The organism is Klebsiella pneumoniae complex sp. WS1778 (assembly GCF_049472055.1).
Taxonomy (GTDB): domain Bacteria; phylum Pseudomonadota; class Gammaproteobacteria; order Enterobacterales; family Enterobacteriaceae; genus Klebsiella; species Klebsiella quasipneumoniae.
Genome location: NZ_JBKGTJ010000001.1, coordinates 1,707,828 through 1,720,619, shown reverse-complemented (window position 1 = coordinate 1,720,619; position 12,792 = coordinate 1,707,828). Strand labels below are relative to the sequence as shown.

General features: G+C 60.1%; 11 protein-coding genes. 4 read left to right on the top strand and 7 right to left on the bottom strand.

The features are described 5' to 3' along the window. Position 1: 1 nt before the first annotated feature. Entirely contained in the window at positions 2-1,288 is a 1,287-nt protein-coding gene (locus ACLEXF_RS08630; RefSeq protein ID WP_064178374.1) for a serine hydrolase domain-containing protein, read from the bottom strand. Between the two features lie 103 nt (positions 1,289-1,391). On the opposite strand from ACLEXF_RS08630, the gene ACLEXF_RS08625 reads away from it, so the two are divergent. Continuing rightward, the gene (locus ACLEXF_RS08625) at positions 1,392-2,279 is read left to right on the top strand and encodes a LysR family transcriptional regulator (RefSeq protein ID WP_065697564.1); all 888 of its coding nucleotides are present in this window, start codon (positions 1,392-1,394) and stop codon (positions 2,277-2,279) included. A gap of 58 nt (positions 2,280-2,337) precedes the next feature. Here the strand turns inward: ACLEXF_RS08625 and rplY are convergent, their stop codons facing one another. Beyond that, positions 2,338-2,622 carry a 50S ribosomal protein L25 gene (gene rplY, locus ACLEXF_RS08620; protein WP_004201664.1) on the bottom strand — a complete coding sequence of 95 codons (285 nt, stop codon included), beginning with the start codon at positions 2,620-2,622 and terminating at the stop codon, positions 2,338-2,340. A 136-nt stretch (positions 2,623-2,758) separates the two neighbouring features. Continuing rightward, positions 2,759-4,516 carry a DEAD/DEAH box helicase gene (locus ACLEXF_RS08615; RefSeq protein WP_017899311.1) on the bottom strand — a complete coding sequence of 586 codons (1,758 nt, stop codon included), beginning with the start codon at positions 4,514-4,516 and terminating at the stop codon, positions 2,759-2,761. A gap of 147 nt (positions 4,517-4,663) precedes the next feature. On the opposite strand from ACLEXF_RS08615, the gene rsuA reads away from it, so the two are divergent. The 3 genes from rsuA to ACLEXF_RS08600 all read left to right on the top strand — a co-directional run bounded on the left by rsuA (position 4,664) and on the right by ACLEXF_RS08600 (position 7,251). Next, positions 4,664-5,383: a 16S rRNA pseudouridine(516) synthase RsuA gene (gene rsuA / locus ACLEXF_RS08610; protein ID WP_276417420.1), complete on the top strand. Its 720-nt coding sequence runs from the start codon at positions 4,664-4,666 to the stop codon at positions 5,381-5,383. Then, on the top strand, positions 5,380-6,576 hold the full coding sequence (locus ACLEXF_RS08605) for a Bcr/CflA family multidrug efflux MFS transporter (protein ID WP_276417419.1): 1,197 nt from the start codon (positions 5,380-5,382) through the stop codon (positions 6,574-6,576). Before rsuA ends, ACLEXF_RS08605 begins: the two co-directional genes overlap by 4 nt. Positions 6,577-6,906: 330 nt before the next feature. Beyond that, the gene (locus ACLEXF_RS08600) at positions 6,907-7,251 is read left to right on the top strand and encodes a YejG family protein (protein ID WP_002912974.1); all 345 of its coding nucleotides are present in this window, start codon (positions 6,907-6,909) and stop codon (positions 7,249-7,251) included. A gap of 3 nt (positions 7,252-7,254) precedes the next feature. On the opposite strand, the gene yejF is transcribed toward ACLEXF_RS08600, so the two are convergent. From yejF to ACLEXF_RS08580, 4 genes are read right to left on the bottom strand one after another with little or no spacing between them, the layout of a single operon-like run. Next, the gene (yejF, locus tag ACLEXF_RS08595) at positions 7,255-8,844 is read right to left on the bottom strand and encodes a microcin C ABC transporter ATP-binding protein YejF (protein WP_407259686.1); all 1,590 of its coding nucleotides are present in this window, start codon (positions 8,842-8,844) and stop codon (positions 7,255-7,257) included. 1 nt (position 8,845) lies between these two features. Beyond that, positions 8,846-9,871: a microcin C ABC transporter permease gene (locus ACLEXF_RS08590; protein ID WP_017899313.1), complete on the bottom strand. Its 1,026-nt coding sequence runs from the start codon at positions 9,869-9,871 to the stop codon at positions 8,846-8,848. Beyond that, positions 9,871-10,965 (bottom strand): microcin C ABC transporter permease YejB, encoded by a 1,095-nt coding sequence (locus ACLEXF_RS08585; RefSeq protein WP_004201658.1) that lies wholly within the window; start codon positions 10,963-10,965, stop codon positions 9,871-9,873. Before ACLEXF_RS08585 ends, ACLEXF_RS08590 begins: the two co-directional genes overlap by 1 nt. Before the next feature lie 9 nt (positions 10,966-10,974). Then, entirely contained in the window at positions 10,975-12,780 is a 1,806-nt protein-coding gene (locus ACLEXF_RS08580) for an extracellular solute-binding protein (protein ID WP_126494208.1), read from the bottom strand. Positions 12,781-12,792 lie beyond the last annotated feature (12 nt).

Here is a 12,792-nt window from a genome sequence, read left to right as displayed (position 1 = left end):
GTTAACGCAGCTCGCGGGCAATGGCGCTGTACATCAGCGCCGCTTCCAGCGGCTGGGCGTTAAAGGAGGGTTCCGCCTGCGGCCAGGTCGACCACTGGACGATCACCAGGTGTTCCGCGCGGTTCACCATGATCACCTGGCCGTAGATACCCAGCGCCCACAGCGAGTCCTTCAGCCCTTCCTGCGGCGTCGGCTGGACGTTTTGCGCATTCGCCGGAATGGCGTTATTCCACCACTGATAACCGTAGATACCTTGCGGATGCGCCGCCGAGACCGAGTTCAGCGCTGTGGTCCAGCTTGCGGCCTGATCGAACCAGCCCGCAGGCACCAGCTGTTTGCCGTTGCTTAACCGACCATCGCGGGCGACGAATTCGCCGAAGCGGCCCCAGTCTTCAAGGGTGGCGTTAAAGCCATGGGCGCCAACATCATGCTTCCCTTGCTGATAAGCATGCCATACGCCGTCGTGGGCCATCCCGGCGGGCTGCCACAGCGACTGCTCAAGCCAGGCGGCCAGCGGCATACCGGTGGCGCGCTCCAGGATATCGCCCAGTAGCCAGGCGCCGCCGGAAGAGTAGGACCACTGCTCGCCCGCAGGATGCTGGCGCGCCAGGCCGGTGACGATCTTGCGCACGCAGGCATAGGCGCCGGGCTGCGCCTCGCACTGGGTCAGGCGGGCGAAGTGCGACTGCGGGTCGGTGTAGTCTTCATTCCATTCCACACCGCTGGTGTGCTGCATCAACTGCTTCAGCGTCACGCCGTCCCAGGCGGTGCCTTTCAGTTCGGGTTCATAAACGGTAATCAGATCATCGAGGGAGTGGATCTTACCCTGCTGAATGGCGATGCCCACCAGCGTCGAGACCACCGATTTTCCCACCGAGCGTGAGGTCCACAGGGTGGTATCGGTGTTGCCGTCGCCAAGATATTTCCAGGCGACTTTGCCGTCTTTCAGCACCAGCATACCGCTGACGTTCTCGCGCTTCAGGTAATCCTGCAGGGTCCAGGTGTGGCCGTTAAGGGTATAGCGGGCATCGGTCAATTGTTTTTCAGCGCGTTCCAGCGGCACTGAGGCGCCGTGGTGGAAGACATCCCCGGCATAGTTGCGATAGTCATTGCGAAAGCCAATCACGCGTGAAGTCTGATCCCAGCTGAGCATGTCTTTGGCCGCGGGTAGCGTTTGATCGTAAGGCGTTGGGCAGACATCCAGCGTCAGGCCGCCGCAGTTTTGCGCCATTGCCGCCGCCGGCAGCGCCGCCAGGATTAACGCCAGGGCCAGTGGTTTTCTTATCATCTTCCTTTCCTCGTTTGCCATAGATTCGCTGCGCAGTATATAAATCGGCGCGCGCCGGCTAAAATCAGCCCAGGGGGGATTTTCCCCCGTAAGGGAGAGAAGGATGAAAACCCTGCAATATTCTTTCGCGCAGATTGAAGCATTCGCCACCATCGCCGAGACCGGAAGCCTGTCGCGGGCGGCCATTCGTTTAGGTAAAGACCGAACCACGCTGCGCGATCTGCTGGACTATCTGGAAGACGCGCTGGGGTACCATCTGTTCAACCGGGAAGGGCGTACCCTGACCTTAACCGCCGAAGGCGAGCAGCTTTTTCGTCAGGCGCATCTGCTGTTGCGCCAGGCGCAGGCTTTCGAGTCTTTTGCGCAAACGCTGCCGCAAACCACCGGACAGGCGCTGCGTCTGGTGTACGATCCCTTTATCCCACGTGATTTTCTCTGCGCGCTGGCCGATACGCTGGCCCGGCGGCAGATCCGCCTGAGCTGCTGGAGCGCCTCGCGGCGCGAAGCCGAGCAGGCGCTGAGCGATGGCGTGGCGGATATGGCGCTGTGCCAGGCTAACAACCGCACGCTGGGGAGCGAAATGGAGTGGCGGGCGCTCGGCACCGTGGATCTGCGTTTCTACGCGGCGGACAGCCTGTTCCACGACGCTCCGCGGCCGCTGACGCTATTGAATCTTTCGTTGACGCCGCAGTTAGTGATGCACCGGCGCAGTGACGATCAGATTGCCCGCCGGCTGCAGATCTCCGGCCATACGCTGTATATGAACGAAATTACTCTGCTGCGCCATGCGCTGGAGCAGGGGAGGGGCTGGGGGTTTTTACCGGACCATTTGCGGCCAGGCGAGTGGCAGGGAGTCAGTGAAATCGCGACGGAGGTCGGCAGTCAGGGGCTGAACGTCACCATGGTGATGCTCTGGCTGCCCGGAATGAATAAGCACCGGATGCTTAGCGACATCGTGGACAAGGCGCCGGAGCTTTGGCGGCGCGGATAACAAAACGCCCCGGAGCCGAAGACCCCGGGGCGCTTGCCATACAACTTGCTATCGGCGATTACGCGCGAACGAAGTCGATGTGAGTCAGTTTCGGCTTGAACGCGTGGCGCTGAACAGCCTGAACTTTGACTTTTTCTTCTTTGCCATCAACCACGACGGTCAGAACTTCGCCGTAAAACTCAGCTTTGTCCTGCATGTTCCAAACTTTGTCGTGGTCCAGTTCGATAGCAACCGGAGCAGCTTCGCCACCGTAGATGATTGCCGGGAACTTGTTAGCTGCGCGCAGGCGGCGGCTCGCACCCTTACCCTGCTCTTTACGTACTTCTGCGTTGATAGTAAACATTGATGTCTCTCTATATATAAAGCCTGCTACAGGCGACCCAGCAACAGGCGGATTATCTGCTTTGCGAATGCAAAAGCGGGCGGCATTATAGCCGCCAAACGACACCCGGGCAATCAAAACCTCAGCTTTCGGGTGATTAACGCAGCTCGTTGGCGCGGCGAAAACGCCCCTGATAATCGAACACTTTTTCCCGCACCTGCCAGTACTGGCCTTTCATGCGGGCGACGACAAAGTCCGGATGGCGCAGCAGCGCCTGCTGGGCCACGATATCCGCCGGCGTTATCCAGCGCAGCGGCACCCCCGGCGTGCGGGTATGCGGGCGAATAAACAACTGCTCAAAGGCGGTACGCTGGGCGGGCGTCTGCAGACGGAAGCGCTCACTGACGTCGGCGCCGTCTTCATCGTAGTAGGTGATTTTCAGCCACGGGCCTTTCTCGTCGCCGCCGTGCTGCAGGGCCATGCCGCTGCAGCGTAGCACCAGCGCGTCCTTCAGCTTCAGCGCCGCCTTCAGCATATCGTCCGGGTCAACCAGAATGGTGTCGCACTCCCGGCAGCGGCGGGCGGCGATATCGTTTTCCGCGTTGCACTGCGGACAGTTTTTGAAGCGAAAGCGGAAGTCGCACTGTTCGCGGTGGCCGTCGTTATCTTCGAACCACCCCTGGCAGCGGCGGCCAAAGTGTTCAATCAAGGTGCCGTCGGCGGTGGTTTTGCCCCAGAAGGTATTGGCGAAGCCGCAGGCCGGGCAGAAGACCTGCACCGGCACGTTGTCGCTTTTACCCTTCGGCGTTCCCACTTCCGGGGCGTACAGGTCGTGCGGGTTGCCGGCGTAGTCGAGGATCAGGCAGTCGGTTTTTCCCGGCGCCAGGCGCAGGCCGCGGCCAACGATCTGTTGGTAAAGACTCACCGACTCGGTGGGGCGGAGGATGGCGATCAGGTCGACGTGCGGGGCGTCGAAGCCGGTGGTCAGCACCGCGACGTTCACCAGATAGCGATACTCCTGCGCTTTAAACGCCTCGATGATGCGATCCCGTTCCGGACCCGGGGTTTCCCCGGTGATCAGCGCCGCCTGGCCTGCCGGTAGCAGGCCGGTCACTTCCCGGGCGTGCTCCACGGTGGCGGCGAAGATCATCACCCCTTTGCGGCTTTCGGCGAACTCCACGATCTGGCTGACGATATGTGGGGTGATACGCTGCTGTTTTTTCAGCTCATGGTTAAGATCGGCTTCGCTGAACAGGCCGTTGCTTTGCGCCTGCAGGCGACTGAAATCGTACTGCACCACCGGCATATCGAGGCGCTCCGGCGGCGTCAGGTAGCCGTGCTTAATCATATAGCGCAGCGGTAGCTCATAGATGCAATCGCGGAACAGGGCCTTTTCATCGCCGCGCACCATCCCGTGGTAGTGGAACTGATAGATCCAGCCCTTGCCAAGGCGGAACGGAGTAGCCGTCAGGCCGAGCAGCCGGATCTGCGGATTAACCTGCCGCAGGTGGCCGATGATCTGCTGATACTGGCTGTCGTCATCATCGCTGATGCGGTGGCATTCATCGACGATGAGTAGCGAAAATTCGCTGCGAAACTGGTCGAGATTGCGCGCCACCGACTGTACGCTGCCGAACACCACTTTGCCGTGGCTCTCTTTTCGCTGCAGACCGGCGGCAAAGATATCCGCCTCAAGGCCAAGGGCGCAGTATTTGGCATGATTCTGCGCCACCAGCTCTTTGACGTGGGCCAGCACCAGCACGCGGCCGCGGGCCAGGCGGGCAAGCTCGGCGATCACCAGGCTTTTGCCCGCGCCGGTGGGCAGGACAATCGCCGCCGGCTCGGTATGGCGACGGAACCAGGCGAGGGTGGCATCGACGGCTTCTTGTTGGTAAGGACGTAATGTAAAAGTCATGAATTCACGGGGCTAATTAACTCGCGAATAGTATGCCATGAATCTTTTCCCTTGAGTGGTGTTAAGAGCCCGTTATACTAGCCAGTGAAATTCTTCTTTTTCGGGCGATTTGCCCGCTCCAGCACTTTGACAGGCTAAAAAAATCTCATGCGACTTGATAAGTTTATCGCTCAGCAGCTTGGCGTCAGCCGGGCTATTGCCGGGCGTGAAATCCGCGGCAGCCGCGTTACCGTGGACGGCGACATTGTAAAAGATGCTTCCTTTAAGCTTCAGCCGGAGCACGAGGTGGAGTATGACGGGAACACGCTGACCCAGCAGAACGGCCCGCGCTATTTTATGCTCAACAAGCCGCAAGGGTACGTCTGTTCCACCGACGATCCCGATCATCCGACTATCCTTTATTTCCTCGACGAGCCGGTGGCGCATAAGCTGCACGCCGCCGGACGGCTGGATATCGACACCACCGGACTGGTGCTGATGACCGATGACGGCCAGTGGTCGCACCGCATTACCTCGCCACGCCACCATTGTGAAAAAACCTATCTGGTGGCGCTGGAAAGCCCGCTGGCGGAAGGGACCGCGGAGCTGTTCGCCAAAGGGGTCCAGCTGCATAACGAAAAAGATCTCACCAAACCGGCGGTGCTGGAAATTATCACTCCGACCGAAGTGCGCCTCACCATCAGCGAAGGCCGCTACCATCAGGTGAAACGCATGTTCGCCGCCGTGGGCAACCACGTGGTTGGCCTGCATCGGGAACGCATCGGCGACATCCTGCTGGATGAATCTCTGGCGCCGGGTGAATATCGTCCGCTGACGGAAGCGGAAATCGCCAGCGTGGGCGCTCCGCAGCCACGGAGCAAAACGTGACGCTGAAGCAAAATTCGTCTCTGGGGATTGTCTTTATCCTTGGCCTGCTGGCCATGCTGATGCCGCTGTCGATCGATATGTACCTCCCGGCCCTGCCGGTGATCGCTGCCCAGTACCACGTGCCGGACGGCAGCGCGCAGATGACCCTCAGCACCTATATCCTCGGCTTTGCGCTGGGGCAGCTGCTGTACGGTCCGATGGCCGACAGCCTTGGCCGCAAGCCGGTGATCCTCGGCGGAACGCTGGTCTTCGCCGCGGCGGCGGTGGCCTGCGCCCTGTCGCAGACCATCGAGATGCTGATCGCCATGCGCTTCTTCCACGGTCTGGCGGCCGCGGCGGCCAGCGTGGTGATCAACGCCCTGATGCGCGATATCTATCCGAAAGATGAGTTTTCGCGGATGATGTCGTTTGTCATGCTGGTGACGACCATTGCGCCGCTGGTGGCGCCGATGGTCGGCGGGGCGGTGCTGGTCTGGTTCAGCTGGCATGCCATTTTCTGGATCCTTGCCCTGGTGGCCCTGCTGGCCTCGCTGATGATCGGCCTGTTTATCCGCGAAACGCTACCGGCTGAAAGGCGTCAGCCGTTCCACCTGCGCACCACGCTGGGTAACTTTGCCACCCTGTTCCGCCATAAGCGGGTCCTGAGCTATATGCTGGCGAGCGGCTTCAGCTTCGCGGGCATGTTCTCTTTCCTAAGCGCCGGGCCTTTTGTCTATATCAATATTAACCACGTTGCGCCTCAGCACTTTGGCTACTATTTTGCGCTGAACATTGTCTTTTTATTCCTGATGACCATGTTCAACAGCCGGTTTGTGCGGCGGCTAGGGGCGTTGCGCATGTTCCGCGCCGGGCTGTGGATCCAGTTTGCCATGGCGGTGTGGATGGTGGTTTGCGCGCTGCTCGACGTCGGTTTCTGGTCGCTGGTGATCGGCGTGGCGGCCTTCGTTGGCTGCGTATCGATGGTGTCGTCTAACGCTATGGCGGTGATCCTCGATGAGTTTCCGCATATGGCGGGCACCGCTTCGTCGCTGGCGGGGACTTTCCGCTTTGGTATCGGGGCGATTATCGGCGCGCTGCTGTCGATGGCGACCTTTACCACCGCCTGGCCGATGCTGATCTCTATCGCCTTCTGCGCCACCAGCTCTATTTTCTTCTCGCTTTACGCTTCACGCCGGCGAAAAATCGCACGCTAGGTCACATTTTCAGGGGCGAAATCGCCCCTTTCTTGATGCATGTCAACCGCAATGGGCTTCAGGGTTCTGTGATTTGTTTCCTTTATGTAAAATCAATTAGTGTAAAAAGTCGCATTGTTGCGATAAAAAAGTTGTTTTGGATCACAGAAACGGGTACATATAGCGCCAATCGGCTTGCCGGGTTAAAAAATAACACGCTGGAATATAAGCGCTTAACCCTGGTCCGACGCGGCTGTAAACGTTTTCTGCGTCTGAGCAGGACTATTTGTCAACAGTGTGTTAATATTGATGTAAATTTATTGTGAAGCCTTTTGCTTCCGGGGAAACCACGTGAATACACAACAACTCTCTATCGTACACCGTCTGCCGCAGAGCTATCGCTGGCTGGCCGGTTTTGCGGGTTCCAGAGTTGAACCGATTCCGCAAAACGGCGCGCAGAACGAAAACAGTCTCGTCGCCCTGAAACTGCTGAGTCCGGACGGTGAAAAAGCCTGGCCGGTGATGCATAAGCTCAGCCAGGCGTTAAGCGACATCGAAGTCGACTGTTCCGTTCTTGAGTGCGAAGGCGAACCCTGCCTGTTCGTTAATCTGCAGGATGAGTTTGCCGCCACCTGTCGTCTGAAAAATTTTGGCGTGGCGATCGCCGAGCCCTTCTCCGGCAATAACCCTTTCTGACCGTCAGCTTAGCGCCAGCAGCTGGCGGGTATACTCATGCCTGGGCGCGCTGAAGACGGACTGGCACTCGCCCTGTTCAACCACCACTCCCTGCCGCAGCACCATCACCTGGTGACACAGCGCGCGCACCACGCCTAAATCATGGCTGATAAAAATATAGCCCAGCTGATGCTTCAGCTGTAATGCTTTCAACAGATTCAGGATCTGCGCCTGAACGGTTTTATCCAGCGAGGAAGTCGGCTCGTCGAGGACGATCAGCTGCGGCTTGACGATTAACGCTCTGGCGATGGCGATACGCTGGCGCTGGCCGCCGGAGAATGCCGCCGGGTAGCGCTGGCGGCTGGCCGGATCGAGCCCGACCTCCTGCATGGCAAGGATTACCGCCTGTTCGCGTTCGACTGCCGTCAGCGTCGGCTGGTGGACGCGCAATCCTTCTTCAATAATCTGCTGCGCCGTCAGGCGCGGATTGAGCGACGAGTTCGGATCCTGAAAAACCACCTGCATCTGCCGGCGCAGCGGCAGCAGCTGTCGACGGTTACGCCCCTGAATCGGCTGACCGGCAAAGGTTATCCTGCCCTGGGATGAGATCAGGCGCAGCAGCGCCAGACCGGTGGTGCTTTTCCCCGATCCCGATTCGCCCACCAGCCCCAGCGTCTCGCCGGCGCGTAGCTGAAAACTGAGGCTGTTGACCACCCGATGGTGATCGACAACCCGGCGCAGGATCCCTTTGCGAACAGGAAATGCCACGTTTAAATCGTCCACCTGCAGCAGCAACGGGGCATCGACGGCCAACGGCACCGGCTCACCGTCCGGTTCGCTATCCAGCAGGCGTTGGGTGTAGGGATGAGCCGGCGCGCTGAACAGCGCCCGACAGTGATTGTGCTCCACGCAGCGGCCGTTCTGCATTACCGCCACCCGGTCAGCCAGCTGGCGGACGATGCTCAGGTTATGGGTGATAAACAGCATCCCCATGTTCAGCTCCCGCTTCAGCTCGCGCAGCAGCTGCAGAATTTGCGCCTGCACTGACACATCGAGAGCGGTGGTCGGCTCGTCGGCGATCAGCAGCTCAGGGCGCGTCAGCAGCGCCATGGCGATCATCACCCGCTGGCGCTCGCCGCCGGAGAGCTGGTGCGGATAGTCCGCCAGCCGCCGCGGCGCCTGTCGGATCCCGACGCGCTCCAGACAGTCTAGGATCTCCCCGCGCGCCGCCTCTTTGCGCATTCCCCGGTGTAAAGACAGCACCTCGTAGAGCTGTTTTTCCAGGGTGTGCAGGGGATTGAGCGACACCATCGGCTCCTGAAAGATCATCGCGATCCGGTTGCCGCGCACGCCGCGCAGGGTCGCCTCATCAGCATGCAGCAGCGACTGGCCATGAAAACGGATATCGCCGCTGGGGTAGCTGGCCGGCGGGGTAGGGAGCAGCCGCAGCACCGACAGGGCGGAGATGCTCTTACCGGAGCCGGATTCTCCCACCAGGGCCAGCGTTTCGCCGACCGCCACCTCGAGCGACAGATTATGCACGACGGTCTGCGTCTCGCCCTGCTGGCGAAAGGCGATAGAGAGATTGTCGATAGCTAACAGCGGGTGGGTCATATTACACCGCCTTACTGGGGTCAAAGGCGTCGCGAACCGCTTCACCGATGAAAATCAGCAGCGTCAGCAGCACGGCGACTGAAAGAAACGCGGCAATACCCAGCCAGGGCGCCTGCAGGTTGTTTTTGCCCTGCAGGAGCAGCTCGCCGAGTGAGGGCGAGCCAAGCGGCAGGCCGAAGCCGAGAAAATCCAGCGACGTCAGGGTGGTAATAGAGCTGCAGAGAATAAAAGGCAGGAAGGTGAGGGTCGCCACCATCGCGTTGGGCAGCATATGCCGCAGGATGATCTGCCGGTCGCTGACCCCTAACGCCTGCGCCGCCCGGATGTAGTCGTAGTTGCGGGTGCGGAGAAATTCAGCGCGCACCACGCCCACCAGTGTCATCCAGCCAAACAGGACGGTGATCGCCAACAGCCACCAGAAGCCCGGCTGCACCACGCTGGAGAGCAGAATGATCAGAAACAGCGTCGGCATGCCGGACCAGACTTCGATAAAACGCTGCCCCCAGAGGTCGATTTTACCGCCGTAATAACCCTGGATCGCCCCGGCCAGCACCCCCAGCACGCTGGAGAACAGCGTCAGCAGCAGGCCAAAGAGTACCGAGATGCGCGTCCCATAGAGGATCCGCGCCAGCACATCGCCGCCGTTGGCGTCGGTGCCGAGCCAGTTGCTGGCTGAGGGCGGCGAGGGAAAAGGAACCGTGCTGGCAAAATTGATCGTCGTCGCGCCGAAGCGCACCGGCGGCCAAAGCGCCCAGCCGTGGCTGGCCAGCTGGTGCTGCAGCCACGGATCCTGATAGTCAGCGGCGGTGGCGAATGCGCCGCCGAAGGTCTGCTCGGTGTAGTTTTTTAATACCGGGACGTACAGCTGGCCTCGGTACTGCACCAGCAGCGGCCGATCGTTAGCCAGCAGCTCAGCCCCCAGGCTGCAGAGGAAGAGAATTAAAAACAGCCACAGCGACCAGTAACCGCGACGGTTGTGGCGAAAGCGCGCCCAGCGGGCCTGATTAACGGGACTGAAGAACGACATTAGCGGCCCTCAAAATCAATACGCGGGTCGACCAGCGTATAGCTGATATCGCTGACGATATTAAGCAGCAGGCCGATCAGGGTGAAAATATAGAGCGTCCCGAACATCACCGGATAGTCGCGGGAGACCGTCGCTTCATAGCCCAGCAGCCCCAGACCATTCAACGAGAACATCACTTCGATCAGCAGCGAGCCGGTAAAGAACATACTGATAAAGGTGGCCGGGAAACCAGCGATCACCAGCAGCATGGCGTTGCGGAACACGTGTCCCCAGAGGATCTGTTTCTCCCCGACGCCTTTGGCGCGGGCGGTAACCACATACTGTTTGCGGATCTCGTCGAGGAAGCTGTTTTTGGTCAGCATGGTCAGGGCGGCGAAGCCGCCGATCACCGTCGCCAGCACCGGCAGGGTGATGTGCCACAGATAGTCGAGGATCTTTTCATACCACGGCAGGGTGTCGAAGTTTGGCGAGACCAGACCGCGCAGCGGGAAAAGGTCGAAATAGCTGCCGCCGGCAAAAATCACGATCAGCAGGATGGCGAACAGAAAGGCGGGGATCGCATAGCCAATGATAATCAGCGTACTGCTCCAGATGTCAAAGCGGCTGCCGTTGCTGACGGCTTTGCGGATGCCCAGCGGAATGGAGACCAGATAGATGATCAGCGTGCTCCACAGCCCGAGGCTCACCGAGACCGGCAGGCTGTCTTTAATCAGCTGCAGCACGGAGGCGCTGCGAAACAGGCTGTCGCCAAAATCAAAGCGCAGATAATCGCCCAACATCTTCAGGTAGCGCTCATGCAGCGGTTTGTCGAAGCCGTAGCGGTGGGTGATCTCGGCGATGACTTCCGGATCGAGGCCGCGCCCGCCGCGATAGTGCCCCTCGCTGATATTGCCGGCGCCGGTGCGGGCATGGCTGGCGCCCATCCCACCGTCGCCGGCGCCTGGCATTCCGCCGTGCTGACCAAATTCGATGGCGGCGATGGCCTGGTCGACCGGGCCGCCGGGGGCGATCTGCACAATAAAAAAGTTAATGGTGATGATGGCCCACAGGGTGGGGATCACTAACAGCAAACGGCGGATCAGGTAACTGCCCATGGTATGTCCTTAGCGTCTGTCCGCGGGGAGGGTGGCCGCTTTGTTCGCGTCATACCACCAGGTATCAAGGCCGGACGAATAAATGGGGCGGGTTTTCGGGAACGAGAATTTATTCCACCACGCGGTGCGGTCCTGCGCCATATACCACATCGGCAACATATAGTGGTTCCAGGTGAGGACGCGGTCCAGCGCCCGGCCGAGCGGGATCAGCTTCTGCTTATTACCCTGCCACTGCAGGATCTGCGCAATCAGTTTATCTACCACCGGACTCTGCACCCCCGGCGCGTTGTAGCTGGAGTGAATATAGTCTGACGCCCAGGAGATTTGCAGGTCGGTCCCCGGCCAGGGCATGGCACGCCACAGGCTTGGCATCATGTCGTAATCGCGGCTGCGGCGGCGGTTGCTGTACTGCGAGTTATCCACCTGACGAATATCCATGACGATCCCCAGGCGCTGCAGGTTGTGCTGGAACGGCAGCACCCAGCGGTCATTGCTTCCGGCCGGCATCAGCAGCTCAAAGCGCAGCGGCTTGCCGGTGGCGGCGTTAACCCGGCGCTGGTTCTTCACCGTCCAGCCTGCCGCGTTGAGCAGGGCGTCGGCTTTGAGTAAGTTGGCGCGGTCAAAGCCATCGCCGCGGGAGACCGGCGGCTGGTAAACCTGACTGAAGAGCTCGGGGGGCAGTTCGTTTTTCATCGGCGTCAGCAGGGCCAGTTCGGCCGCGTCGGGCAGGCTGCGGGCGGCATATTCGGTGTTCTGGAAATAGCTATTGGCGCGCTGATAGGCGCTGTAGAACAGCGCTTTGTTCATCCATTCAAAATCAAACGCCAGGGTAATAGCCTCCCGCACCCGGCGATCGGCGAATACCGGGCGCTGGATATTGAACGCCAGCCACTGGGTATCCTGCGCCGAGGTGTTGGCATACTCCTCTTTGATGATGTAGCCGCGGCTGAAGTTGCGGCCGACGTAGCGGGTGGCCCAGTTTTTGGCGACCGTCTCTTCCCGGCGGTCGACGGCCCCGGCTTTAAAGGCTTCGAAAGCGACGTTGTCGTCAAGATAATAGTCATAGCGCAGCGTATCGAAGTTCCAGCGACCGCGGTTGACAGGCAGGTCGGCCGCCCAGTAGTCTGCGACCCGGGAATAGGTAATATACTGTCCCATCCGCCAGGCGCTGATGCGGTAGGGCCCGCTGGCCAGCGGCGGCTTTGACAGCGGGTCGCTGAGTTTGTGATGGCGCCAGAACGCCTCGGGCATCACCGGCAGGCTCAGCAGGCTCAGCATGTTCTCTTTACCGGGCTGGCCGAGGTCGATACGCACGGTCAACGGCGCGATGGCCTTCACGGTGGTGCCTTTATAAAAGAGGCGGAACTGCGGCACCCCTTCGGTCATAAACTTATTGAAGGTAAAAGCGACATCGCGGGCGGTGATCGGCGTGCCGTCGTGAAAACGGGCGCGCGGGTTGAGGGCGATCTCCATCCATGAATAGTCCCCGGCGTAGCGCGCCCGCTCGGCAATCAGCGGATAGTAGCTGCCGGGCTCATCATCCGAGGTGGTGAACAGGGGATCGTAGAGCGCCTCAGTGCGTACCGCGGGATTGCCGCGCAGCGCGTAGCGGTTGAAGTTGTCAAAGGTGCCAATCGCCGCCAGGGTGAGGGTGCCGCCTTTCGGCGCCTGTGGATTAACATAATCAAAATGGCTGAAACCGGCGGCGTATTTGGGTTCGCCGATAATCGCGAAGGCGACGCTTTCCTGAATGGATTGCGCGTTAGCGCTCAGGCTAAACAGAGCAAGCAGAAGCAGAAAAAGTCGCGCATACATAGGCGGCAGAAT

Coding starts and splice junctions, on each gene's coding strand:
- ACLEXF_RS08580 (WP_126494208.1), bottom strand. CDS start 12,780: ATGTATGCGCGACTTTTTCTGCTTCTGCTTGCTCTGTTTAGCCTGAGC.
- rplY (WP_004201664.1), bottom strand. CDS start 2,622: ATGTTTACTATCAACGCAGAAGTACGTAAAGAGCAGGGTAAGGGTGCG.
- ACLEXF_RS08615 (WP_017899311.1), bottom strand. CDS start 4,516: ATGACTTTTACATTACGTCCTTACCAACAAGAAGCCGTCGATGCCACC.
- ACLEXF_RS08590 (WP_017899313.1), bottom strand. CDS start 9,871: ATGTCGTTCTTCAGTCCCGTTAATCAGGCCCGCTGGGCGCGCTTTCGC.
- ACLEXF_RS08630 (WP_064178374.1), bottom strand. CDS start 1,288: ATGATAAGAAAACCACTGGCCCTGGCGTTAATCCTGGCGGCGCTGCCG.
- yejF (WP_407259686.1), bottom strand. CDS start 8,844: ATGACCCACCCGCTGTTAGCTATCGACAATCTCTCTATCGCCTTTCGC.
- ACLEXF_RS08585 (WP_004201658.1), bottom strand. CDS start 10,965: ATGGGCAGTTACCTGATCCGCCGTTTGCTGTTAGTGATCCCCACCCTG.
- rsuA (WP_276417420.1), top strand. CDS start 4,664: ATGCGACTTGATAAGTTTATCGCTCAGCAGCTTGGCGTCAGCCGGGCT.
- ACLEXF_RS08625 (WP_065697564.1), top strand. CDS start 1,392: ATGAAAACCCTGCAATATTCTTTCGCGCAGATTGAAGCATTCGCCACC.